A 25558-nucleotide genomic window follows, 5' to 3' on the forward strand; every position below is an offset into this window, starting at 1 on the left:
TATCTAGCGTTTAGGTTACTTACTACCGTTTCCACCTTGGTTTTAGTTGAACAACTGATAGTGATCTTTTCAATAATTTGCCTTTTAACCCCTAACGTATCCTGTTAGTATTTATCGTATTGATTAGTTTACTTTTTTGTAAGTTTTAATTTACGATTTTGCTTTTTTGGATGGAATGAGAACGTGGCAGAGATAAGTGATTTAGCGCAGCTAAGAACAAGTATAGATGAATGCGATGCGCAACTGGTTGCCTTACTTGCAAAACGCAATGGTATTACCCAACAAATAGGCGCAATAAAACAACAAACTGGCGCGCCATTACATGCACCCGATAGAGAAGCTGATTTATTAGCTGCACGACGTCAAGAGGCTATTAATCAAGGTGTAAATCCTGATTTAGTCGAAGACATTCTCAGACGCATGATGCGTGAAGCTTATCAAAATCAACAAGCCAAATTAGCCTGTGCCGACCCACAATTATCGCCAATTGTTATTGTTGGTGGTGAAGGGGCAATGGGGCAGTTATTTGCAAAACAATTTCAGCGTTCGGGTTACGAAGTCAAAATTTTAGATAAAGCGCAGCAATCACAGGCAGCGGATATTCTAAAAGGTGCAAAACTGGTGATGATCAGTGTACCAATAAATGCTCTTGAAACAGTTGTTAACACGCTTCCAAAGCTTGATGATGATTGTTTGCTGGTTGATATTACATCAGTTAAACAAGCACCATTAGCTGTGCTTAAAAAAGTACATAGTGGGCCAGTTGTTGGTTTACATCCCATGTTTGGACCTGATATTTCCCATTGGGTGAAACAAACCGTGGTGGTGTGTGAAGGGCGTAGTCATGAGGTGGCACAAGGGTTATTAAAACAGCTACAAATATGGGGTTGTCAGTTGGTTGAACTTGAGGCCAAAAAGCATGACGAAGCAATGCAAATTATTCAGGTTATGCGTCATTTAACCACCTTTGTGTACGGTCAGTTTTTAGCAAAACAGGGGCATACACTTGCCGAGTTAAGAAGTTGCTCATCACCTATTTATCAATTAGAGCTAATGATGGTTGGCCGTTTATTTGCGCAATCGCCAGAGCTATACACCGATATTATGTTAGCGCAGTTTGACAATGTCGAAAGCTTATTGGCGCAGTATCAGTCTTTGTTTTCGCAAACGCTTGAAAAGCTAAAAGCAGGGGATAAGCCCGCATTAATTGATGCTTTTGCTGATGCAAAATCTTATTTCTCAGATTCAACGGCGCACTTTTTAACCCAAAGCCGTAGTTTATTAAATAAAGCGAACGACGCTAAGGTTCTAGATTAATAATAAATGAAGGCTGGAGGTTTATGTCCAGCCTTGCAAAGTTTCATACTTAGCACTGATTAAATACTACAAATTCATTAACTAGCTTATAAATATTTATATGACGCTCCGTTCCATCGGGTTTTTTGATTATTATTGTATTTACTAATTTTGCGGTGACGTCATTATCAAATCGCGTTGGTGCACAGCCAAAACCACTATTATACTTTGAATTAGCCATAGATTTTGCTTCACCATATGAGGTGGCTTTATTGGTGTTACCTTCTATAAATTGTAAAAAAGTTAGCCCTTTAGATGTACGCGATGCGTCTTTATTTAATTTAATTTCTATCGCCCCTTCTTTGAACTCGACATTAATAGCTAATTTAGAACCGTCATCGTAATACAAAATAACAATAAACTGATTCAACTTTTGTAAATCAGAATAATCAATGCTGCCAACAGTCACAACATTTATTAACCCTTGGGCTTTTTGTAAAGCTGAAATAAAGGAATTAAATACCGCATTATCTTGAACTGATAAATCAATATCTTTGTTTAAATCACCCATGCAATTAACGTCATTGTTAAGGTAGTTGAGTGCTGTTTTGCAAGATAGTAATGAACTTGTCAGTATATCAGTGGTTACTCCTGAGGCATCAGTTGCATAACTTCCTTGCACAGTAAGTGTTAATTGTTTTGCTAGTTTCTGTTTAGAGTTTACTGCTAAGAATAATTCATTGGTGAACTGTTTTTCTTGTGGGGTAGGAGCAATCTCAGAAATGATTTTTCGGCCCTGTTGTAAGGTGCTGCGGCCAAGAGAATCGAGTAACGTTGGGGTAATAGTTACTTGTATTTTTTTTGTTTGGTTATTATCAATATCATAAATAGTATTAAGTTCACGAAAGTCATTGTATGGATAACCTTCACCAATACATAAAGCTTCGCCATTGTCGCAAGCATGGTAAATAGGAATACCAGTATTGTTATTGATATAGTCGTGAATATTTTCAGGGCAAGCCTTAACTTTACCACCAATATATGAAGAACAAATAAGTCCATCAGATTTCCCTGTTGGTATAGGAGCGGCAGGCGTAAGCTGGGGAGTAAGTAGTAAAAGAAGAGCTATAAATTTTGTTTGCATTGTTTTATTTCCTTATAATAGATGTTAACTTAAAGTGCAAATTTCGACCGCTTGGCAAGTTAGTATCTGAGTGTGAATCCATTTACACTCAGACGTAATACTTAACTATCTACACTTACAGCTTGTAAAGACTCGCTTTGATAACAACCTAATACGCGCACATATTGAGTATGCTCTTTAAGCTCTTCTAACGCATGTTTCACTTGGCTATCAGCAAGGTTCGCTTCTAAATCTACATAGAATACTTCTTCCCATGGATTTCCTGGTACAGGGCGAGACTCTAATTTTACTAGATTTATATTATGCTGTTTAAAAATCATCAGCGCATCGGCGAGTGAGCCTGCTTGTTGCTTAGTTGCCATAATTAAACTGGTTTTAGTGGGGATTTGTTTAGATACATGTAGCGGTTTACGTGCAACCACAATGAAGCGACTATGGTTTTCTTTTTGATTAGCAAGATTCGCCTTGATCACTTCAAGCCCTACATTTTTACCTGCTTGTGCAGAGCCAATAGCCGCACTGTTAGGTGTTTCAAGAGCTGATTTTAATGCACTCGATGTTGAATCGCAGGTTTCATGCTGAAGTTCGCCAAGGCCCTGTAAAAAGCGGCTACACTGGGCAAAGGGTTGCGGATGCGCAAAGACTTTAGTTAATTGGTACAGCTCAGTTCCTGGGGCGGCTAATAAACAATGCTCAACGCTATGAGTAACTTCACCTACAATAGAGACTTGTGCATGCTGCAGCAAATCAAATACTTCATTAATACTACCTGAGCTGGTATTTTCAATCGGTAACAAGCCAAAGTCGGCTTGACCATTTTCTACTTTACCGGTGATCTCATCAAAAGAACTACAGCCAATTTCAATTAATTTGCCTGGTCGGCGACTAAAGTACTTATGACACGCAAGTTGACTGTAAGATCCTTGTCCGCCTAAATAGGTTACGCGATGGGTTTCGCTCAGTGCATCGGGGTTTAAATTCTTTTGAAGCATGGCTTGTTGATGTAATACAGAGTCTTCCAATATGGTTTGAAAAACATTATTTACATAGTAGGCATCTAAACCAAGAGATTTACCATAACCGATTAATTTTTCGAGTAATGCTAATTCACGTGCTTCATCACGAATTGGTTTATTATTCGCTATCTTATATTCAACAACACCATGGCTAATACGGCGTCGCTTCGCTAATAACACAAGTAGGTCAGAATCGATTTCATTTATATCGTGCCTAAGCGTGTCTAAAACATCATTGCTCATTTGGTTTTCCTCATTCCAAAAACGTCACTGTATTTAACAGCGTAAACAAAAAAGCCTCCCAGTTGGGAGGCTTTACTATTCGATTGATTTTATCTCACAAACAGGGAAGCCTCTTCTATATAAAGAAGCTAAAAAAAGATAAGAAAGTAAGTGCGTATTTTATATTCATGCCCTTAATGTATGAAGAGTAACCTCTAATGTCAACAAGCACTTATCTGATGTGGCTTTTTTACCTAATATGTGTACAAAAGGTGTTGTTTTTTAAACGTTTATAAATAATTTATAATTCTGATTTAAGTTCTGGTATATTTCTACTACTCGCAAAAATAATAATTATAAATAAGGTTGGCCTTTTGTGTATCGACGCCCTCCATCTCGATTCGGAATAAACTCACTCAGTGTCAAGTTATCACTGTTGATCTCTGGCATTTGTTTAGTTGCAGGTATTTGTGCGGCTGCATTAATGCTCAAATCAGAAGAGAAACAGCTTGTATTTGAAGAGCATGAGGTATTAAAGCAATCAAATGAATTATTAATAAACCAGTTTAATAATTTGATAGCGACCAAAGTTAAAATAGCTGAGCAAGCTAATATTGTTGTTAGCGAGCAGTTATTTGAGGGGCAATTATCATTTAAGAATAACAATGCCCCGACTATGCAAGTCACCAATGATGGTTCTGTGCGCAGCGCATCTGCCGATGGCTTATCTGCGGCGTTCATTCCCGAAAATGCTTATTCTCCTTTTTATAAACAGTTAATTGCAGATTCTGAATCGCTTTGGAAAGTGATTTCCCCCACGTTAATTCAAGATTTTTATAATTTTTACCTGATCACCAAAGATAATTTTATCCGTGTTGCGCCACCAAATTGGGCACTCAATGTCCCCGGAGATTACACCTTTAATCAAAGCAAAAGTTTTAATTACGCAAAATCGTTAACAAACCCACAACGCGAGCCGCTGTGGTCACGAGTGTATTACGATGGCGTTTGGAATAAGTGGGTCGTTAGTTTAATTGTACCTATTTATAAAAATGATGAGTTTTTAGGAGTTACGGGTAGTGATATTTCTCTCGACTCTCTCATATCGCAATTGCCCGTTGGCGGAAAAGAAAAACAGTTAGTGGTGTTCGATAAGCAAGGGCAGCTATTGGCGCACCCAAATTTAGGAGCCGATAGTTATACCCAATACGGAGAGGCGGGTAAAAAGTTGCTATCTGGCGATTTTATTTCTCCTGAGCTAAAGCGAGTTATTGATAATGCAAGGCAAATACAATTGCCGGAATATGCCGACTCGTTTTCATTAAATGGTGAAGACTACATTATAAATATCCATAAAGTTGAAGGTGTAAACTGGTACGTGGGCGTATATAAAAAGCGCTCTTCTACACTATCGGCACTGAAAGACTTAAAACTGAAGTTTTTTGGCTTGTTTATTCTGTATGCCATTTTAGTTGCTTTGTTATTACACCAAGCACTTTATCAACTAGTTTTAAGACGCCTGCATTCATTGGTTTATGCGGTTACTAACTTTGGTAAAGGCCAGTTAGAAATTGATTTTCCAAAAGAAAATAAAGATGAAATCGGTACGCTTAATGGTTCATTCAAAGATATGACCATTGAAATCCGCAAACTCATCGATGGCTTAAACCAGCGCATAATAGAAAAAGAAATTGCAGAAAAGGCTGCAATTCGCTTGTCTAAAGCGGTTGCCTTCTCGGGCACGGGTGTGGTGATCACCGATGAAAACTTTGTGATTGAATATGTTAATCCAAAAATGCTGGAAATGACCGACTTTGCAGAAAGTGATTTCCTGCGCCAGCCACTTCTGACTATTATTGCTAATGAAATGACCATGTTGGTAGAGGACATTGACATTGATTTGCGCAACCGTAATTACTGGCGAGGGGATACCCTTATTGAAGCGCAAAACAAGCCACCGATATGGGTATCGCTGAGTGTGTCACCTATTCGTGAAGATGGTGGAAAAATCACCAGTTACGTTGCTTCAGCGCAAGATATTTCATTTGTAAAAGAAAGCCAACGCAAAATGGAACAGCTCGCTTACTTCGACACATTAACCGGGCTTGCTAATCGTACATTCTTTAGAATGCAGCTTAGAAAGTCGATGGCGCTTGCTGAAAGAGGGCGTTACTCGTTTGCTTTATTTTACTTTGATTTGGATGAATTTAAGCGTATTAACGATACTTTAGGTCACGATGCAGGCGATCAACTATTGGTTGAAGTGGCAACGCGCTTAAAGCAGCGCTTACGAGCAGAAGATACTATAGCTCGTTTAGGCGGTGATGAGTTTGCGGTATTACTCAGTGGTATTGAGCATCAAAAAGAAGCATCGGAAGTCGCTGACACCATTCAAAAAACGTTAAATCAGCCAATAAAATTAGGTAGTAACGAAGTGATTGTTACTGCCAGTATTGGTATTACCTTGGCGCCATTTGATAGCCTAGAAGAAGATCAGTTATTAAAACATGCCGATTTAGCCATGTATGAAGCAAAAGCGAAAGGGCGTAATACGTTCCACTTTTACAGCCAAGATCTAAATGCAGCCGCCAATGAGCGATTATTCCTCGAAAATGAGTTGCGCCATGCAATTAAAGAAAAACAACTCACACTGCATTATCAGCCACAAGTTGATTGTCGCGATAATAGTGTAGTAGGGTATGAAGCATTGCTTCGCTGGTTCCATCCTACGCAGGGATTCATTCCACCCACCAAATTTATTCCTATTGCTGAGGCAACGGGTTTAATTGTGGAACTAGGTAAGTGGGTGTTACAACAAGCATGTGAGTTTACTAAACGACTAGAGCAACAAGGTAGAGCGAGCAACATGTCGATAAACCTGTCAGCAAGGCAGTTTAAAGACGCAAGCTTAGTACCTATGCTGAAAAAAATAATCATAGAGACGCAAATTAAAGCTAAAAGCCTGCACCTTGAGCTGACTGAGAGCATGCTAATGGGTAATGTTGAGGCGGCTATTGATCAGTTACATCAATTGAAAAAGCTGGGTATTTCAATTTCTATTGACGATTTTGGTACGGGCTATTCTTCGTTGAGTTACCTTAAACGTTTTCCTGTCGATATTCTTAAAATTGACCGCTCGTTTGTTAAAGATATCCCTGAAGATGATAATGATATGGAGATCACCGCTGCGATTATTGCGATGGCACAAAAGCTTAAGCTTGATGTGGTTGCTGAAGGGGTTGAAACAATAGAGCAAGTTGAATTTTTACAAAATAATAATTGTTTTATTGTGCAAGGCTATTACTTTAGTAAGCCCGTTGCCGAAGCCGATATCCCAATGTTGTTTGATCAATTAGCTGTGTTAAAAGTCTCTGAATAAAACAAAATTGCGGGTTAACCACCCGCAATTTTTACCTTAAACTTTAATCCTTCTAAAATCGCCTTTAACTTATCGCGATCATCACCTTGTACTTCAATAACTCCTTCTTTTACTGCGCCACCTTGGCCCATTTTACTTTTTATTGTTTTTGCTAACTTTTTTAAATCGTGCTGTTGGGGATCTAATCCTACAACTAGCATTACGCCTTTACCTTTTCGACCTTTGCTTTGACGCTCTATGCGAATAGACCCGTCTTTAAATAGTTTTACATCCAGTTCTTTTTCTGGCTTTGGCTGATCAATTCGCCCTGTTGCTGTTGAATACACTAAGTGATTATCACTCATAATTAACCTATCTAAGATTGAATCTAATATTGGAGTAAATAATAACAAATTTGTGACGCAAAGGCGTAATTTTTGCGCCTAAGCTGAACACCTTTTAATGCCCAAAGATAAAGCGACCAGTTTAAATACCGCAATTATATCTATGAATAAAAGTGCTTAAGGATTTTAAAAAGCGCTTTAAATTGGCTCGCGCTATAAAAATATCCATGCTACTATTTCGGCATTATAGATGTATGGATGGCCAAATGATAAATTTTTATTTAGAGCAAGCTCAGCTTAATGTAGAGCAACAGTTAATTAACGCTGAGCTAGAAAAGCTTGAGCAGTACTTAAATAGCAATGCTGCACCGGCCGTGCGTTGGCAGTATCAAATTCCAGAACTCGGTGAAGGTGGCGCATGTAGTTTGTTCGGCTACTTGCAAGATGAGCCGTTTAATTTAAACGATTACGTTAGCCAAAATGCGCAAACAACAGCAAAGTTAGCGCAACTTCAGTTGATTGTTGACTATGTAATCGAAAACACCCAGTTAGATTGGTATGGCATCTATCAAAATACAGCCACACCTGAAGGCGAGCAGTTATTAAAGCTCGCTTATTTTGGTGCACCGAGCCGCCCTTTATTTCCGATCACAGCTGAATTTGCAACCGGCAGTAATAATGTGCAAGTGGCACTCAGTGGTAAAGGACGTGTTATTAATAATGTTGAGCAATATTTAGCCGCGGGTGGTGAGTATTACACCTGCGATCCGAAAGTAAAAGCAGAGGCCTGTTTACCACTATTTAATGCGCAAAAGCAGTGCATTGGCATTGTCGATGGCGAAGCCTTTAGCACGGATTTTTTTGATAATACGACACTCGCCTTATTAATTGCATGCTGTATTAAAATTCCTCACTTTTTAGTGTAAATAACACTGGTCAATCGAGTGACTTTTTATGTTAAGCTTAGCGCAACAGCTAACCCCTAAATAACGAAGAGATAGTCAATGTTCTCAGTATTAAAACCATTACCAACAGACCCTATTCTTGGCCTTATGGCGGCCTATAAGCAAGATACTAACCCAAATAAGATTGACTTAGGGGTTGGTGTATATAAAGACGAGCAGGGGAATACCCCGGTATTAAAGTCAGTAAAAAAAGCAGAAGCGTTTCGTTTAGAAAATGAAATGAGCAAATCTTACATTGGTCTTGCTGGTAACTTAGATTACTGTCAACAAATGGAAAATCTTCTTCTTGGTGAGCACCCGGCATTATTAGTTAATCGCGTACGCACAGCACAAGCACCTGGTGGTACAGGCGCACTTCGTGTTGCAGCAGAATTTATTGTACGTTGTAACCCAAACGCTACTGTATGGGTTACTAACCCAACGTGGGCTAACCACATTAGCTTATTTGAAGCTGCAGGCTTAACGGTTAAAGAATACCCATACTACGACTACGAAAACAAAGATTTATTGTTTGATGAAATGGTTGAAACATTAACACAGGTGCCTAAGGGCGATGTTGTGTTATTACATGCATGTTGTCACAACCCAAGTGGTATGGATTTAAACGAAACACAATGGAATACCATTGCTGAACTTGCAAAAGATGTGGGCTTTACGCCATTAATTGATATTGCATACCAAGGTTTTGGTTCTTCTTTAGAAGAAGATGCGAATGGTTTACGTATTTTAGCCAATGCGGTTGAAGAGTTGATCATTTGTTCGTCATGTTCTAAAAACTTTGGCTTATACCGTGAGCGTATTGGTGCGTGTTCAATTATTGCAAAAGACAGTGCAACCGCTGATATTTCAAACTCGGTATTATTAAGTGTGGTACGTAGCATTTATTCTATGCCGCCAGCGCACGGTGCAGACATTGTAAACACCATTTTAAGCAGCACAGAGTTAACGCAGTTATGGCACAGTGAACTTGATGAAATGCGTAACCGTATTAATGGTTTACGTAGTTTAATTAAAGACAGCCTTGCAGCCAAAGACATTGCTCAAGACTTCTCATTTATAGACCGCCAACACGGTATGTTCTCTTTCTTAGGTATTAATAAAGAGCAAATCGAGCGTCTACAAAAAGACTACGGTATTTATATTGTAGGCTCTAGCCGTGTAAACGTAGCGGGAATTAGTCAAGCAAATATCAACTACTTTGCTAACGCAGTTGCTGATGTTTGTAAGTAATCAGTAAGCAGCTTTGGCTTTTAAATAATAAAAAACCGCACACTCGTTGCGGTTTTTTATTGTTTCTATAATGGCTTAAAGCCAGCGAATAGCACCTGAAATACGTTCATTATACATATCAACTGGTGAGCCAAGGCTTGCAATTAGCACGGTATCGGCCTGTTTGCCACGATTTATATGGCCAGCATAGCGAGAGTCATTAAAATCATCAGAGCCAATTTCAAAGATTTGATTATCGCTTGGCACAATAAACACGGTCATAGGCCCAAAGTCAGACTCAAACACTAAATGAATACCTTTCTCACCTTGAAAATCGCAAAAGTTAACATAAGTCACTTTGCCAGGTAAATCACTAATATGGCCGCCAAGTAAAGCCAGCTTTTCATTGACAGTTTGGATGCTAATTTGTTGAGTTTTATTTAACGCATAAATTTCATGGTAAACATGGGCTAGTGCATGCTCACCAGCCGTTTGATTAATACTTTGTTCTTCGCTAAACATAAACGCACTAACTGCAATCACAAACGAAGCTGCCAAAGCCAAATGCATTCGGTCGAACTTAAACCATGAGCGTGCACTAACCACGTTATCCTTTTGCTCAAGTTCATCTGTTCTAGCTTTTTCTTTTAACGAGGTGTTTAAAATAATTCGTTCAGCAAGATTGTCAGGCACAGTAATATCAAGCGCGTCGTCGAGTTGTTTATCGAATGCTTTGCTTTCATTTAAAAATTGTTGTCTGTCGGCACTGCTGTTTGCAAATTCCTGAAGCTCTTTGTCCAGCTCATTTGGCTGCGCAATTGTGCGGCGACGAAACTCAAGTTCATCCATTATTTTGATGCTCCTTTAAGTTGTTCATCATCACGGCTTAATGCCTCTTTAAGTTGATTTTTTGCTCGGAATAAACGTGTCATAACAGTATTTTTATTTAGATTTAGTATATCTGCAATTTCATCTCCGGTGCAGCCCATTACCACCTGTAGCAACAGCGGCTCCTTGTAGTCTTCAGCCAATAAAGAAATTTGTCGCTGAATAACGGTTTGTTCCATTGCTGTATCTAAACTATGGCTGGTTTGATCCACCAATGTGTCGTTATCTACATCACTGTAATCAAATTGCTTGCGCTCAAAGCGTCTGGCATTCTCACGCCTTAAAATGGTCAGCAACCATGGCTTAGCTGCTTTTTGGTCGAGTAACGAATCAAGCGAGCGCCATGCACGCAAAAAGGTTTCTTGCACTAAGTCATCAGCAATAGTCGGATCGTTACATAACCAGTAAGCAAAGCGATAGAGTTCCTTATGATAAACATGAACCAAGGCTTCATAACGTTGTTGTTTTTCAGCCATATTAATTAAGACCCGATCATTCGATTTTTTATTTCCAAACATAAGCACTTTTTAATTAAAATTATTATAGGCCAAAAAAGTAACTAAGATTCTTATTAAGAATATAGCTCTTTTAACGCAGATGATGACTTAGCTGTGTGCGATTGATGTTTTTTTAATAAACTAACAATCGCTTCTAAATCAGTGCTAGCCGATTGGTTACCGTACAACTGTGCTTGTAAATTATTTACCTGCGCAGTGAACTGCGAGTTGTTTATCATAGCGCATAAATGGGTGAGAGCTCCTACCTTTTTATCTGTTCGAGTTAGCGCGTATAGCTTAAGTGCATCGTAAAATGCTTTATTATCATGGCTTTTAGCAAGTATTTGCAGTGTTTTTAAATCTGCTTGCTGATTGCCTCTATGATTTGCTTGCGTCGTTTGTTGCACTTCTTTAGCTGAGCGTTTCATAAAGTAAAGAACCAGGGTCACAATCCATAATATGTAACCTAATACGGCTACAATAATAAGCCATAGAGGCGTACTAGTGTGGCGTTGCACGCTGAGCGCTTGCTGCGTTGGCTCTGCATCCGTGTTGTTTAAAGTACTTTCAACGGGTGTATTTAGTGAGTTTGCTGGCGCTGTGGTACTTGGTGTTACCGTAATTGTACGCTCTGGTAAAGTTGCGTAACTAATTCGGTTCATTTTGGTGTTATACCAAGGCAGGGTAATTTCAGGCAATGTATAAGTGCCTGGTGTTTGTGGTAGTAGCGCAAATGAGGCGCTTTGCTGTGATACCACTCGACCATCGCGTACTGCATTATTAGTCTCTTTTTCATCTGGGTAGCTGCGAATACCATCTATAGTAGGCATATCAATTTCGGGTAGTTGCTCCTTAGTAACCCCTAATGCGGTAAGCATAATAGTGCGTGTTATTGGCGTGCCGGCCTCAACAGTATTATCGTCTGGTTGCCATTGCTCGGTTAGACTTACTAATTCACTGGGTAACCAATCACCTTGATAATTCTCAGGGATGGGTTTGATTTCAATCTGTTGTTCATCGCCAAGTGCCGACACCTCTAGTTGGCGATAGTTTTGTTGAACACGCCCTTGAAAAACCGGTGCTTCAATGGTGTATGCACCACTTTTTTGCGGCTGAATCAAATAATTACGGGTGATCACTAAATAACGTTTACCGTTAACCAGTTCATAATCTTCACTTTGCTTACCTAGCTGGGTGAGTTGAGCATCTTCCATGCTTGGCGTGCTTAAGCTGCCATCAAGTAGCTCTTTAGCTAAGTAAAGTTTAATGGTGTAAACGCCAGCCTCTTGCACAAATAAGCTGTTATTTGTAAGCGAGCTTTTTAAAAATATATCATCATTTTTGCCCGCATCGCTGCTTCGCTCTTTAACCGACAAGTTTATCGGTTGAGAGCTGAGCCCTGCAACACTAAAAGAAGGAATTGTGTATTCGCCGGCTTTGCGAGTCATTAACTTAACAGACCACGATGTTTGTTTTTTAATGCTGCCGTTAATAATGTTGGTGCGGCTACTTAAGCTCATAGGGCCGACTACGAAATCCTTTAACAGCGCTGAAGTATCGGGTTGTTGCCCTTTGATTGAATCATCAACGCTAATATTGAGCATAAAAAACTCACCTGCCAGTACCGGGTTTTTATCTACGCTTGCCTCTAATGAAGTGGCGGCCATTAATGGCATGGCAGTTAATAGCAATAAACAGCAAAATAATCGCATTACCATGATTTTTCTACTCCTGTTGGACGGCGTTGATATTGTCTTTTTTGGGCTTCTAATTGCATTTTGTTTCTTAATAAAATAGCGGGATCGTCGGGCACTTTTCTTAGTAACTGATTTAGTTGTTGTGCTTTCTCTTTTTCTTCATTAGTGAGTTCAGCCGCCTGTGCTTGCATAGCTTGTTGTTGTGCTTGCTGCTTCTGCTCATCTGATGGCGGTTGCTCATTCATTTGATTGGGTTGACTCTGTTGCTCGTCTTGCTGAGGCTTACTATCGTCGTCTTTGTTCTCGTCTTGTTGGTTTTGTGATTGAGCTTGCATGTCAGGCTGATTTTGTTCATCTGACTGCTCGCCAGATTGGCTTTGTTGATCTTTTGATTGCTCCGAGGGCTCACCCGATTGCTGCTCTTCACTGTTTTGACTGTTATCTTCGCTTTTATCTGCGTTATTTTTATCGCCATTTTTTTGCTGATCTTGTTTTGATTTATCTGCATCATCTTGACTTTGATCATCTTGATTTTGCGAATCATTACCTTGTTGGTTTTCTTGGTCTTGCTGTTGCTTAAGTAACTGCTCAACTAACGCTTGGTTATCGGCTGCTTGGGTAAAATCAGACTGCAGTGATTGCGCTTGTTTGTAAGCGTTTATAGCAGCCTCTAATTGTCCGGCTTTAGCCAGTGCATTACCGTAATTGTAATAACCAGTAGCTGATTTATCTTGACTAAATTCGTTCAGAGCGCCTTCAAACTGACCTTGCTGATAAAGTGCAGCGCCTTTGAGAGCGTTGGACTTCGCTTGCGCTGCTTGTTGGTACTCTTGGTTGTTGTAAGCTTCTAATGCACGCTGATCGGTATTTTTAAATAGCGTTGGTAACTCTACTGCATGGGCATTTTGCTGAGGTAAAAAGCTTAGCAATAGCACCGCACCAATAAACGCAGAGCGCCTAAATAAGTATAGAGCTAAGGGGAGCAAAATAAGCAAGCCATAAATGCCAGCATCGATTCGCCACAAGGCTAAATTTGGTTTTTCACTTTTTAGTATTTCACTGTTTGCTTGCGGTGAAAAAATGGCAATATCGCTATTACTTGGTTGATAATTAGCGTATTGGCCGCCACTATTCTTTGCTATTCCTTTGAGTAAAGAACCATTGAGTGTCGGCACTACAATTTGGCCGTAATTATCTTTTAAAAATCCGCCTTCAGGTAACTTTATTGGTGCACCTTGCTCAGTGCCAATACCGTAAATATTAAGTCGATACTGGCTACTGTTAGTAAAACCACTTATATCACTTTGCTGTTGTTGTTCAATACCATCGGTGATCAAAATAATATCACCATCTAGGTAGCCTGCTTGAGTGAGCAGCTCTTGCGCCATGTCTAAACCTGCCAGCACGTTGGAGCCTTTATCAGGCATAATTTCAGGGCTCAAACTAGGAATAAGATTAGCAAGGGTGGTTGCATCATTGGTCAGTGGAGAAATGGCATAGGCAGTGCCTGCGTAGGCTACTAATGCAGTATCACCTTCTTTAAATAACTCAATCATATCGAGGGCTTTAAAGCGAGATTGCATTAATCGATTAGGAGCAATGTCGGTGCTATACATAGAGTACGACATATCCATTACAATAACGCGGGCACTTTTGCTTTGAAATACAGGGACTTGCTTTTCCTCAAAACTCGGGCCTGCACTAAATATAATGGCTAAACTGCAAAATAACGCAACTAGCCACAGCGGCTGACGAGCCTGATTATTTGATTCACTCATAACAAATTGTGCTAAATGTGGCGCAATGAGTGGCGCCGATTGGGCTTTTTTCTTTTTAAGCATGGCAATAAAAAACAGCCCTAGGGCAGGGAGTAGCAGCCATAAAATAGCGGGGCGAATAAACTCAAAATCCATTAGCTTGGCTCCTTCAATGCACGTACTGTTTTTAAAAATGCCATTGCACTTATTAATAGAATGGCCAGTAATAACGGATAATAGAACAAGGCTGTTTGTGGGCGAAAGGTTTGCTCATCGGCACTAATTGGTTCAAGCTTATCAAGCTCAGCGTAAATCTGTTGCAGGCCAGCGACATCTTTTGCTCTAAAATACAGACCGCCTGTTTGCTCAGCAATTTTTTTCAATAAGCCCTCATCTAGGTTACTGCCCCCAGAGCCCATATTAAATAAACTAAAGCCGCGCGGGTTATCTGAACCGACTCCGATGGTGTAAACTTTTATACCTTCTTCACGGGCAAGTAACAGCGCATCTTCTGGGTCAAGGTTACCTGCAGTGTTTTGTCCATCTGTAAGCAACACCACAATACGGTTACTTTCTTTTTTACTGGCAAAGCGTTTTACCGATAAACCTAAAGCGTCACCAATCGCCGTGGCGCGTCCTACTAAGCCAATTTGCGCCTCAGAGAGCATTTTACTGACGGTTTTCACATCGCGCGTCAATGGGGTTTGTAAAAAAGCGGTATCACCAAACAATATAAGGCCGAGTCTGTCGCCTTGGCGCTGCTCTATAAAGTCACTTAGCACTGCTTTGACCATGGTTAAACGGTCAACATATTGGCCATTGTAAGCCATGTCTTGTTCGGTCATTGACCCTGACAAATCCACAGCGAGCATTATATCGCGGCCTTCGTTGGGTAGCGATATGGGCTCATCTAACCACGTTGGATTTGCTGATGCGGTCACTAATAATAACCACAGCAACCACTCGATAATATTCAATTTACGCGCACTTGGCTCTATGCTTTGATTGCTTAAATTATGTGATGCAAAACTTGGAATGCGCAGACGCGTGTTGGCATTATTGGCGGCGGGTTTTAATAGTAACAATATTAAAGGTAGCGGCAGTAATAAAAACAGCCATGGCCAGCTAAATTCAAACATGCAGCGGCTCCTTTAGTTTAAATTGTTTAATGGCTTGGCGAAATTTATCACTAAGTGCTGCCTGTGTTTGATTAGCGTTATATAGGCTTAAAATTTCTTCTTCTTTAAAGCCAATCGCTGAAAGTTGGTTCAATGTGTTGCACCAATGCGTTGTTGACTGCGCGGCTAAACGCGGATCGTAATAGGTGATCACTAAACGCTTTAAAATGACATGTAATTGCTGCGCTGACTGTTGTTGATTAGCTAATGCAATGGCATCACGTTTTGGCTTTTTAAAGCGATAATTTTTATAAATTATGACAATTAAGCTACACAATAAACACACAGCAATTGCAATAACAACCCACCAAGCAGGAGCGAGTGGCCACCAGTCGACTTGGGTGGGAGCAATAATATCGTGTAGACCATCAAGTGGAGAGGTTTGCATGATTTATTTTCTCACTAATTGCAGTTCCAGCGCAGTGGCTGCATTAAATGATAATAGGGTGAGTCCAGACTTTGTTAAGCGATTAATACGCGCGTTAAATGCGTGCTCGGCATTTTTAGCAAATCGTTGTCTAAAGCTCTTGTCCATTAAGGGCAGGGCAAATTGCTGATTATTAGCACTGACGGTTAGCGTTTGTTTAAAAGCAGGTAATTGATGTTCAAAGGGGTCGCTAATATGACACCCAATCAGTTCGCAATGACGCGCCAAAAGTTCCAGTTGCTTGAAGCTGGCGTCATCCAAGGCGTTAAAATCAGACACGATATAAACCAAACTACCAGGCTTAGCTAAGTGATTTAAACGTTTGAGGTTATCACTAAAGTTATTGCTGGCGGGTTTATCAATATTTTCAAGTGCCTGCTGATGAGCGTCGCATAAATTATGGCATAGTTTTAATACCGCTTTTTCACGAGCGCTGGGTTTTAGCTCTAAATGCGAGTGCTGATTAAACACAATACCGCCAATTCTGTCGCCACGCTGACACGCTGACCACGCAACTAAGGCGCTAATATGTGCTGCTTGCACCGATTTTAACAGTAATTGCGAGCCAAATAGCATTGAGTTTGAAAAGTCAGTAAACACAAATACCGGGCGCTCTTTTTCCTCTTGAAAAAGTTTGGTGTGGGTTTCGCCTGTGCGCGCGGTAACGCGCCAATCAATAGAGCGTATATCGTCACCGTTTTGATAATGACGCACTTCGGCAAACTCCATACCCCGGCCTTTGTGGGGCGCAAGGTATTGCCCTGCTAAGGAATTTTTTATTCTAACTTTAGGTGCCAGCTCAAGCAGTTGTGCCTTAGCTTTATAATACATCAGCTCTTTAAGCGATAAATTAACACCATGGCTATGACTTAATTTAAGCCATGCCTGAGAATCAAAGTGTGTTTGCATAACTTAAGGTACTGCGACTAGTTCAACAATACGGCTAATGACCTGATCTTTTGTAATACCATCGGCCTGTGCTTCGTAACTTAAAATAATACGATGGCGCAATACATTATGTACAACAGCTTGTATATCGTCAGGTGATACAAAATCACGGCCACTTAGCCACGCATGAGCGCGGGCACACTTATCAAGAGCGATAGTAGCGCGAGGGCTTGCGCCGTATTCAATCCAGCGGCCAAGTTGCTCATCTAAGTTTGCGCCTTCTCGAGTAGCAATAATCAACTGAACTAAGTACTGCTCTAATGGCTCGGCCAAATACAGACCTAAAATTGCTTTTCGCGCAGCAAACAAATCGGGTTGTGAAATTTGCTCAAGCACTGGGGCTTCATCATTAAGTGCTTCACCACGGGTCAAACGTAAAATATCAAGCTCATGCTCAGCACCTGGGTAATTAATACTTAGGTGCATTAAAAAACGGTCTAATTGCGCTTCTGGTAGCGGGTAAGTACCTTCTTGCTCAAGCGGATTTTGTGTTGCCATCACTAAAAACAGGTCACTGAGTGGATAGGTGTTTTTGCCTACCGTGACTTGGCGCTCGGCCATCGCTTCTAATAATGCCGATTGTACTTTTGCTGGTGCTCGGTTTATTTCGTCCGCTAAAATAAGGTTATGAAATAAAGGGCCTTTTTCAAACACAAACTCACTGGTTTGTTGGCGATAAATATCGGTGCCGGTCACATCGGCTGGTAATAAATCTGGGGTAAACTGAACACGCTGAAACGACCCTTCAATACCTTTTGCAAGCGCATTTACGGCACGTGTTTTTGCAAGCCCTGGAGGGCCTTCAACAAGTAAGTGGCCATCGGCTAATATAGCAATTAAAAGAGCTTGAGTAAGCGCTGGCTGGCCAATGATTTGTGTATCTAAGTACGTTTTTAATTGTGAAAATGCGTTAGCTGCCATAATAAGTGGACTGTCCTCGTCAGCTTAAATAATACCTAAATTGGTTAGGTAACAAATACTGAGCTAGTTATAAGGTTTATAAGTGGATAACTCAAGAGTTAGACTGATTTTTTAGAAATAGTTCGTTATTTTTTAACGATTTTTTAGCCTAACATAAAACTTTGTAAAACCAGCTAAAAAAGCCTATTGTATTACCCTCATACAATGTATGTAGTGATATACAATGGCGCTTTTGTATTTATTTACCTTTATCTATTGGCTTTATCACACGGGTTGTTTAGAATCGGAGAAAACATACAGGTCTGACCTGTCAGCGGGAGAGAATAATAAATGTCTGAGCAAAACATACTTAAAACACCAAAAGGCGACCGTATTGCCATCGTAAGCGGCTTACGTACTCCTTTTGCTAAGCAAGCGACTGCGTTCCACCATGTACCAGCATTGGATATGGGTAAGCTAGTGGTTAATGAAATGCTTGAGCGATTAAATTTCGACAAGTCAGAAATCGATCAATTGGTTTTTGGGCAAGTAGTACAAATGCCAGAAGCGCCAAATATTGCGCGTGAAATTGTATTGGGTACTGGGATGCCAGTATCGGTTGATGCATACTCTGTATCGCGTGCGTGTGCGACGAGTTTTCAAGCGATAGCAAACGTTGCCGAATCAATTATGGCAGGCTCTGTAAGCGTAGGAATTGCCGGTGGTGCCGATTCATCGTCTGTATTGCCAATTGGTGTAAGTAAAAAATTAGCGGGTAGCTTAGTTGATTTAAACAAAGCACGTACGCTTGGTCAGCGTTTAAAAATATTCTCAAAACTACGTTTAAAAGATTTATTGCCAGTGCCGCCAGCGGTTGCTGAGTACTCAACGGGTTTATCAATGGGACAAACAGCCGAGCAAATGGCTAAAACCCATAACATTAGCCGTGAAGATCAAGATGCTTTAGCGCATCGTTCTCACTCTCTGGCAACGCAAGCTTGGGCTGATGGCAAGCTTAAAGATGAAGTAATGACGGCTCATTTACCGCCTTATAAAAGCTTTATTGAAGAAGATAATAATATCCGTAAAAACTCAACGGTTGAAGGTTACGCCAAGCTTAAGCCAGTATTTGACCGTCAACACGGCTCAGTCACTGCTGCCAATGCAACCCCACTAACTGATGGCGCAGCAGCAGTGTTAATGATGAGCGAAAGCAAAGCCAAAGCTTTGGGTTATGAAATTTTAGGTTATGTGCGTAGTTTTGCGTTCTCAGCCATTGGCGTAGAAAAAGACATGCTAATGGGGCCGGCTCACTCAACGCCTATCGCACTTGATAGAGCGGGTATTACGTTAGCTGATTTAGACCTTATTGAAATGCATGAAGCGTTTGCATCGCAAACCTTAGCGAATATGAAAATGTTTGCTTCAGATAAATTTGCACAAGAGCACTTAGGGCGTAATAAAGCCATAGGTGAAATTAACATGGATAAGTTTAACGTGAACGGCGGCTCGCTTGCATATGGTCATCCATTTGCGGCAACCGGCGCGCGTTTAATTACACAAAGTTTATACGAGCTTAAGCGTCGTGGCGGTGGTTTAGCGTTAACGACTGCCTGTGCTGCGGGTGGTTTAGGTGCAGCCTTTGTATTGGAGAGTGCGTAATGACAGATTCAGTATTTAATTTAACGGTTGATGATAACAAAATAGCCGTAGTGACAATTGATGTACCGGGTGAAAAAATGAACACCCTGCGAGATAGCTTTGCTGATGATTTAAAAGCATTATTAGCACAAGCTAAAGAGCACGCAGTTAAAGGTATGGTATTTATTAGCGGTAAAAGCGATAACTTTATTGCTGGTGCCGATGTTAAAATGCTAGACAACGTGCAAAAGCGTGAAGATGCATTAGCTATTAGCGAATTATGCCATCAAGCATTTTTTGATATGAAAAAGCTTCCGTACACCACAGTTAGTGCTATACATGGCGCAGCACTTGGTGGCGGTTTAGAATTTGCTTTAGCCTGTGATTACCGCGTAGGTACAGATAGCGATTTAACAAAAATTGGTTTACCAGAAGTACAACTAGGTTTATTACCTGGCGGTGGTGGTACACAGCGCTTAACTAAAATCGTGGGCATTCAAAAAGCCCTCGAGTGGATGCTAACCGGTAAACAAATTCGTCCTAAACAAGCTAAAAAAGCCGGTGTATTGGATGATTGTGTACCACAAAGCGTACTGTTAAAAGTGGCTAAAGAGTTTGCGGCGAAGAAAAAGCCACAAGCTAAAGAGCCTAAACTTGATAAGATCAGTAAGTTATTAGAATCAAACCCGTTTGGCCGTAACTTTATCTTTAAAAAAGCTAAAGAAAACGTTCTTAAAAAAACCGGTGGTCATTACCCTGCGCCGCTTGCAATTATTAAAGCGGTACGTGCAAGCGTAGAGCTTGACGAAATGAAAGCGTATAAAACTGAAGCAGAAGGTTTTGCCACATTGGTAATGAGTGATGAGTCTAAAGCACTGCGCGGCATTTTCTTTGCAACCACTGAAATGAAAAAAGAATGGCGCAATGATGATGCTCCCGCGATTAGTAAAACTGCCGTGTTAGGTGGTGGCTTAATGGGCGCAGGTATTGCCCATGTGAGTGCGGTTAAAGCTAAATTGCCGGTGCGTATTAAAGATGTGGCAGAGCAGGGCATAAGTAATGCCATGAACTACACATACAAAATTTTAGATAAGCGTCTTAAACGCCGTATTATGTCTAAAGCCGATATGCAGTTAACGATGAACCGCATTACCGGCACTACCGATTACAGCGGTTTTAAACACATAGATTTAGTGATAGAAGCCGTATTTGAAGATTTAGAACTGAAGCAAGGTATGGTTGCTGATGTAGAGCAGCATTGCCAAGCGAATACTATTTTCGCAAGTAATACTTCGTCATTACCTATTTCGCAAATTGCAGCAAAAGCAGAACGCCCTGAAAATGTAATTGGTTTACATTATTTCTCACCAGTAGAGAAAATGCCACTGGTAGAAATTATTCCTCACGAAGGCACCTCAAAAGAAACGATTGCTCGTGTAGTTAACTTTGCGCGTAAGCAAGGTAAAACGCCAATTGTGGTAAAAGACATGGCCGGTTTTTACGTAAACCGTATTTTAGCGCCATACCTGAATGAGGCGGCAAACTTAATGCTTGCCGGTGAGCCAATTGAAAAAATTGACGCAGCCTTAGTTGAGTTTGGTTTTCCAGTAGGGCCGTTGGCACTGCTTGATGAAGTCGGTATTGATATTGGTTCTAAAATCGCGCCAATTCTTGAAAAAGAATTGGGTGAGCGTTTTAAAGGCCCAGATGCTTTCTCGCGCATGATTGATTCAAAGCGCTTAGGCCGTAAAACGGGTCGTGGTTTTTATGAATACGACAAGAAAGGCAAAAAGGTTGATGAGTCAGTCTATGAGCTACTAGGTGTAACCCCAGCTCCACGTCTAAATAAAAACGAAATTGCTAAGCGTTGTATCTCACAAATGCTTAATGAGGCCGTTCGCTGTTTAGATGACGATATTATTGCCAGCCCACGTGATGGTGATATTGGTGCTATTTTTGGTATTGGTTTCCCACCGTTCTTAGGTGGCCCGTTTAGCTATATGGATAAATTAGGCGCAGGTAAAATTAGCTCTGATATGTCTACTCTGGCTAACAGCAATGCGATTTTTGCACCCTGTGAATCACTGGTTGCAATGGCTGATAAAGGCGATAAGTTTTACATTACAGCCGCTAAAACAGCTGAAGTTGAGTTAGAACAGGCAGATGATAAATCGACTGATACTCAAAATGAGAAAACTGAGCACAAAGATTAATGTTTTAAGTTAACGTAAAAAAGCCGCAAATTATGCGGCTTTTTTTATGTTTGATTATCAGTAAATATAGAGATATAGACGCTTATTTACAGTAACGCTTCAATGGCCTTTTTATCTTTATCTGGCATATTGTCGACCACCAAATTAAACGAGTTATCAATCATACGCTCAATTTCACCCTGTGGTACTGAGCCATCTAAAATCACGGTATTCCAAAGGCGTTTATTCATATGATAACCAGGAATAACGGCAGGGAAAATATCTCGTAATGATTGCGCTTCATCAGGGTCGCACTTTAAATTTAGCCACCAAATAGGTTCGCCGTTTTCATCGGTTTCACCTTCATTGCTCAGTGCAAGGGTGGCGAACATCTTATGGTTTACTTTATACACATCAACATCTTTAGCAAAAGGCTGGGTTAGTTTAACTAACGGCTTGTTCATTAAATAGGTATGTACAGTTTGTTGGTTCATGAGCCATTCCTTGAGGTCATAATCGATAACTTTACCATAGCAGCTTTTTGCTACTAAATAACACGAGTTTAAGTCTAAATTACAGATTTATGAGTCAGTACGAAGTAAGAAGCTAATCATATCACTTTATTGTTGAACAAAATCAGTTTCGTGGTATGTTTCTCGCAATCAAAAAAACAATAGGAATTCACCCATGCCAAAGGCAAGTGATGTTAAAAAAGGGACGGCTATTGACTTTAATGGCCGTGTATTAGTAGTAAAAGATATCGTACGTTCTGTACCACAAGGTCGTGCCGGTGGTAGTTTATACCGTATGCGTTTATACGATGTAGTAACGGGTACCAAAGTTGACGAAACATTCAAAGACAGCGACATGCTTAACCTTGCAGATTTAACCCGTCGTGAAGCGATGCTGTCGTACATTGATGGCGATGAGTATGTCTTTATGGATAACGAAGATTATACGCCTTACAACTTGGCTAAAGACGCGATAGCTGAAGAGATTCAGTTTGTTAACGAAGAGACCCAGGGCGTGCATGTTATTGTGATTGATGGTGCGCCAGTTGGGCTTGATCTTCCTTCAAGTGTTGAGCTTGTAGTTGAGGAAACCGACCCTTCAATTAAAGGTGCTTCAGCCAGCGCGCGTTCAAAGCCTGCTCGTTTATCAACCGGCTTAACTATTCAAGTGCCAGAGCATATTTCTACGGGCGATCGCATCCGTATTAATACTGCAGAGCATAAGTTTATGGGCCGTGCTGACAAGTAAGCCGCTATAAATCTATATTGATTAGCCGAGTATTTAAGTTGCTCGGCTTTTTTGTGTCTGAGTAACGGTCAAATAATGTGTTGCTTTAATTTTCGCCAGTTTAACGCTATTATACGCGCCTTATTTTTGAACTGGTTGAGGTGGTGGTGTTATTTGTTTTGCTTAGCGGTGTATTTATAGCGCTTATGTATTTAGAAACCATTAAAAAGGGCATGCCTGTTAAACGCTGGTTATTTTTAGGTGGCGTGTTTGGTCCTGTTGCTTGGTGCTTGTTTAATATGCATTATCGACGTGCATTGATACGCAATATAGGTGTAAATGCGTGTCTATGGCGTGCTTAACTGGTCGCTCTAATTAAACTGAGTTTTGATTGGCTTTTTTGTTGTTTTAAAAACGCAGTAAATTCATCTTTTGACAGTGGCTTAGAGTAGTAATAACCCTGCAGTGTTTCACAGTTTAGCTCTTCAAGTATGCTTATTTGCGACGCTTGCTCCACCCCTTCGGCAACTACATGCAAATCAAGGTTATGCGCAATAGTGACGATAGAGTCCACCATATTGCGGCCACGTTCAGTCTTCATATCATCGATAAAGGCTTTATCTACCTTAAGCGTATTGAGTGGAAACTGCTTTAAATACGCAAGTGATGAATAGCCGGTACCAAAGTCATCCATTGCTAAGTGAATTCCACGGGCACTTAAAGAGCGCATAATCGCAATGGCTTCTTGTGGATCGTCCATTACGGTGCCTTCAGTTATCTCAAGCTCTAAGAAGTACGAGGGTAGTTCATTTTTTTGTAAAATCACATCTATGCGCGAGGTTAAGTCGGGTAGGCTAAATTGTTTTGCTGATAAGTTAACAGCAACACGGGCATTAAATAAACCTGCATCTAACCACTGTTTTACATCGCGACAAGCTTTGTTTAAAACTACTTCACCAATTTCAATAATTTGCCCTGTTTCTTCGGCAATTGGAATAAATACTCCTGGGCTGATAACCCCCTTTTTCGGGGTAATAAAACGCACCAACGCTTCCATTCCAGCAAGCTTACCAGTACGAATATTCATTTTAGGCTGGTAATACACCTCAAAATGATCTTCTTTTAAGCCAAAGCGCATTAGGTTTTCTATTTGCAGTCGTTTTACTGCTTGGCGGTTCATGGTGTTATTAAAGAACAGGTAGCTATTGCCTTTCTTTTTAGCATGATACATCGCAGTATCGGCGTTCTTTAATAGTATTTCGGGGGTGTTACCATCTTCGGGGAACAACACTATACCAACGCTTGAGGTGATAGCAAGTTCATGGCCTGCCATTTTAAATGGTGTAGCTATGGCCCCCAAAAACTGTTTAGCCATGCGAGTGATAGTGAGAATATCGTTGGTGTTTGACATAACTAGCGCAAATTCATCGCCGCCAAGGCGATAAAATACGTCATTTTCACGGGTGAGCTTATTTAAACGCATAGCAAGCTTTGCTAGTAAGCTATCACCTAACTGATGGCCTAATGAGTCGTTTATCTTTTTAAAGTTATCTAAATCAAATACTAACAAGGCATGGTGAGAATGCTGCTTTGCGAGTTTTTGTAAGTCAGAAAAAAACAAATTACGGTTAGGTAAGCTGGTGGTGCGATCTCGATTAGATAAATTATTGAGCTCAGACTCGGTTTTTTTACGCTCGGTTAAATCAGAATACACTACGACATAATTGGTAATTTGATTTTGCGCGTTTTTAATTTCATCTATTGAAATTTCAAATGGCAGCAGAGCATGATCGCTATTGCGAAGCTTTACTTCTTCTTGAATATGTTCGTGCTTTCTAACGGTGTTTTTTATGGATTCTATATAGCTTTTGTCGTAACCGGCTAAATGAAACTCTTTCTTTAGGTATTGCTCGCGTACGCCGCCAAACAAAGTTAAAAAGCTTGGGTTAATATCCACCAGCCTAAAGTCTTTATCATAAATGGCCAGCGCATCAGTGAGTGACTCAACACATTTTGCAAATAAGTTAAGTCGATCTTCCGTTGATTTTAACTGCGAGATATCTCTGACTGTGCCAGTCATTCGCAGTGGGCTTAGGTTAGCGTCTTTTTCAATGATTTTTCCGCGGTCGAGCACCCAGTGCCATTTACCAAAGCTGTCTTTAATGCGATAAGTTGCTTCAAAAAAAGTACTTTCTTCGGCAAAGTGTTTTTTTAGTAGGTAATCAACATGGGTTAAATCGCGGGGATGGATCAAGCTTTTATTCGGTGGAAATTCTACTAGGTTATTACTATTCATCACGTATTTGTCATTGATACGAATAACTTTACCGGTTTTGATATTCCAATCCCATAGAGTGTCACCACTGCCTTCTACGGTACTTTTTAATCGTTTTTCAGAAAGCTGTAATTGAGAGTGTGAACGCTTGAGTGAGTGAACAATCGTTAACAAATAAACTACAACTAACAACATTATTGCGCACACGCTCACGACCAACGCATTTAAATTCAAGTTAAACGATGACTCGAATGCACTCGCAGAGTAGGCTGTTGCCAAAGAGGCCAACAATAGAATATATTTTATTATTTTTATTTTTTTCATTGTCTTACTTCTTATTAACAAAAGACAATCTAAATCAAGCG

The 25558-nt window shown here is 40.4% G+C and carries 21 protein-coding genes and 1 other annotated feature; of the genes, 8 read left to right on the forward strand and 13 right to left on the reverse strand.

Annotated features, from left to right (window positions below):
• Positions 1-183: 183 nt before the first annotated feature.
• Positions 184-1317: a bifunctional chorismate mutase/prephenate dehydrogenase gene (gene tyrA / locus MTN96_RS16140; protein WP_248532222.1), complete on the forward strand. Its 1134-nt coding sequence runs from the start codon at positions 184-186 to the stop codon at positions 1315-1317.
• Positions 1318-1366: 49 nt separating this feature from the next.
• On the opposite strand, the gene MTN96_RS16145 is transcribed toward tyrA, so the two are convergent.
• On the reverse strand, positions 1367-2440 hold the full coding sequence (locus tag MTN96_RS16145; RefSeq protein ID WP_248532223.1) for a hypothetical protein: 1074 nt from the start codon (positions 2438-2440) through the stop codon (positions 1367-1369).
• 101 nt (positions 2441-2541) lie between these two features.
• Positions 2542-3699, reverse strand: a complete 1158-nt coding sequence (locus tag MTN96_RS16150; RefSeq protein ID WP_036983218.1) for a chorismate mutase — start codon at positions 3697-3699, stop codon at positions 2542-2544.
• A gap of 44 nt (positions 3700-3743) precedes the next feature.
• Positions 3744-3863: a sequence feature (Phe leader region), on the reverse strand.
• A 299-nt stretch (positions 3864-4162) separates the two neighbouring features.
• Between MTN96_RS16150 and MTN96_RS16155 the strand changes: the two genes are divergently transcribed.
• Positions 4163-7057: an EAL domain-containing protein gene (locus tag MTN96_RS16155; protein ID WP_282447282.1), complete on the forward strand. Its 2895-nt coding sequence runs from the start codon at positions 4163-4165 to the stop codon at positions 7055-7057.
• Positions 7058-7071: 14 nt separating this feature from the next.
• Here MTN96_RS16155 and MTN96_RS16160 read toward each other — a convergent pair whose 3' ends face one another.
• Positions 7072-7401 (reverse strand): translation initiation factor SUI1, encoded by a 330-nt coding sequence (locus MTN96_RS16160; protein ID WP_069440267.1) that lies wholly within the window; start codon positions 7399-7401, stop codon positions 7072-7074.
• Positions 7402-7646: 245 nt separating this feature from the next.
• Here MTN96_RS16160 and MTN96_RS16165 point away from each other — a divergent pair, with 245 nt between their 5' ends.
• A complete protein-coding gene (locus MTN96_RS16165) occupies positions 7647-8306 on the forward strand; it encodes a GAF domain-containing protein (RefSeq protein ID WP_036983502.1) in 660 nt (219 codons plus the stop codon).
• A gap of 78 nt (positions 8307-8384) precedes the next feature.
• Positions 8385-9575 carry an amino acid aminotransferase gene (locus tag MTN96_RS16170; protein ID WP_248532224.1) on the forward strand — a complete coding sequence of 397 codons (1191 nt, stop codon included), beginning with the start codon at positions 8385-8387 and terminating at the stop codon, positions 9573-9575.
• Between the two features lie 75 nt (positions 9576-9650).
• Here the strand turns inward: MTN96_RS16170 and MTN96_RS16175 are convergent, their stop codons facing one another.
• From MTN96_RS16175 to MTN96_RS16210, 8 genes are read right to left on the reverse strand one after another with little or no spacing between them, the layout of a single operon-like run.
• Positions 9651-10403, reverse strand: coding sequence for a DUF3379 family protein (locus tag MTN96_RS16175; protein WP_010391327.1), 753 nt, complete (start codon positions 10401-10403; stop codon positions 9651-9653).
• Entirely contained in the window at positions 10403-10960 is a 558-nt protein-coding gene (locus tag MTN96_RS16180; protein WP_069440265.1) for a sigma-70 family RNA polymerase sigma factor, read from the reverse strand. Before MTN96_RS16180 ends, MTN96_RS16175 begins: the two co-directional genes overlap by 1 nt.
• A 53-nt stretch (positions 10961-11013) precedes the next feature.
• Complete coding sequence (locus MTN96_RS16185; protein ID WP_069440264.1) at positions 11014-12657, reverse strand: BatD family protein; 1644 nt, start codon at positions 12655-12657, stop codon at positions 11014-11016.
• Positions 12651-14549 carry a VWA domain-containing protein gene (locus MTN96_RS16190; protein ID WP_069440263.1) on the reverse strand — a complete coding sequence of 633 codons (1899 nt, stop codon included), beginning with the start codon at positions 14547-14549 and terminating at the stop codon, positions 12651-12653. The genes MTN96_RS16185 and MTN96_RS16190 overlap by 7 nt, the downstream gene beginning before the upstream one ends.
• Positions 14549-15532, reverse strand: coding sequence for a VWA domain-containing protein (locus MTN96_RS16195; protein WP_069440262.1), 984 nt, complete (start codon positions 15530-15532; stop codon positions 14549-14551). The genes MTN96_RS16190 and MTN96_RS16195 overlap by 1 nt, the downstream gene beginning before the upstream one ends.
• Entirely contained in the window at positions 15525-15959 is a 435-nt protein-coding gene (locus MTN96_RS16200; RefSeq protein WP_036983210.1) for a DUF4381 domain-containing protein, read from the reverse strand. The genes MTN96_RS16195 and MTN96_RS16200 overlap by 8 nt, the downstream gene beginning before the upstream one ends.
• 3 nt (positions 15960-15962) lie before the next feature.
• Positions 15963-16907 carry a DUF58 domain-containing protein gene (locus MTN96_RS16205; RefSeq protein ID WP_248532226.1) on the reverse strand — a complete coding sequence of 315 codons (945 nt, stop codon included), beginning with the start codon at positions 16905-16907 and terminating at the stop codon, positions 15963-15965.
• 3 nt (positions 16908-16910) lie between these two features.
• Positions 16911-17867, reverse strand: coding sequence for a MoxR family ATPase (locus tag MTN96_RS16210; RefSeq protein WP_013464508.1), 957 nt, complete (start codon positions 17865-17867; stop codon positions 16911-16913).
• A gap of 330 nt (positions 17868-18197) precedes the next feature.
• Between MTN96_RS16210 and fadI the strand changes: the two genes are divergently transcribed.
• Both fadI and fadJ read left to right on the forward strand, forming a co-directional pair.
• Positions 18198-19508, forward strand: coding sequence for an acetyl-CoA C-acyltransferase FadI (gene fadI / locus MTN96_RS16215; RefSeq protein ID WP_013464510.1), 1311 nt, complete (start codon positions 18198-18200; stop codon positions 19506-19508).
• A complete protein-coding gene (fadJ, locus tag MTN96_RS16220; protein WP_069440260.1) occupies positions 19508-21700 on the forward strand; it encodes a fatty acid oxidation complex subunit alpha FadJ in 2193 nt (730 codons plus the stop codon). The genes fadI and fadJ overlap by 1 nt, the downstream gene beginning before the upstream one ends.
• An 86-nt stretch (positions 21701-21786) precedes the next feature.
• Here fadJ and MTN96_RS16225 read toward each other — a convergent pair whose 3' ends face one another.
• Entirely contained in the window at positions 21787-22173 is a 387-nt protein-coding gene (locus MTN96_RS16225) for an MmcQ/YjbR family DNA-binding protein (protein ID WP_013464512.1), read from the reverse strand.
• Between the two features lie 193 nt (positions 22174-22366).
• Between MTN96_RS16225 and yeiP the strand changes: the two genes are divergently transcribed.
• The gene (gene yeiP / locus MTN96_RS16230) at positions 22367-22939 is read left to right on the forward strand and encodes an elongation factor P-like protein YeiP (RefSeq protein WP_248532227.1); all 573 of its coding nucleotides are present in this window, start codon (positions 22367-22369) and stop codon (positions 22937-22939) included.
• Positions 22940-23085: 146 nt separating this feature from the next.
• A complete protein-coding gene (locus MTN96_RS16235; RefSeq protein ID WP_069440259.1) occupies positions 23086-23280 on the forward strand; it encodes a hypothetical protein in 195 nt (64 codons plus the stop codon).
• Here MTN96_RS16235 and MTN96_RS16240 read toward each other — a convergent pair.
• Positions 23277-25517 carry an EAL domain-containing protein gene (locus tag MTN96_RS16240; protein ID WP_069440258.1) on the reverse strand — a complete coding sequence of 747 codons (2241 nt, stop codon included), beginning with the start codon at positions 25515-25517 and terminating at the stop codon, positions 23277-23279. The two genes, MTN96_RS16235 and MTN96_RS16240, sit on opposite strands and share 4 nt — an antisense overlap.
• Between the last annotated feature and the right edge of the window lie 41 nt (positions 25518-25558).

The sequence above is a fragment of the Pseudoalteromonas sp. 2CM28B genome (genome assembly GCF_023161935.1).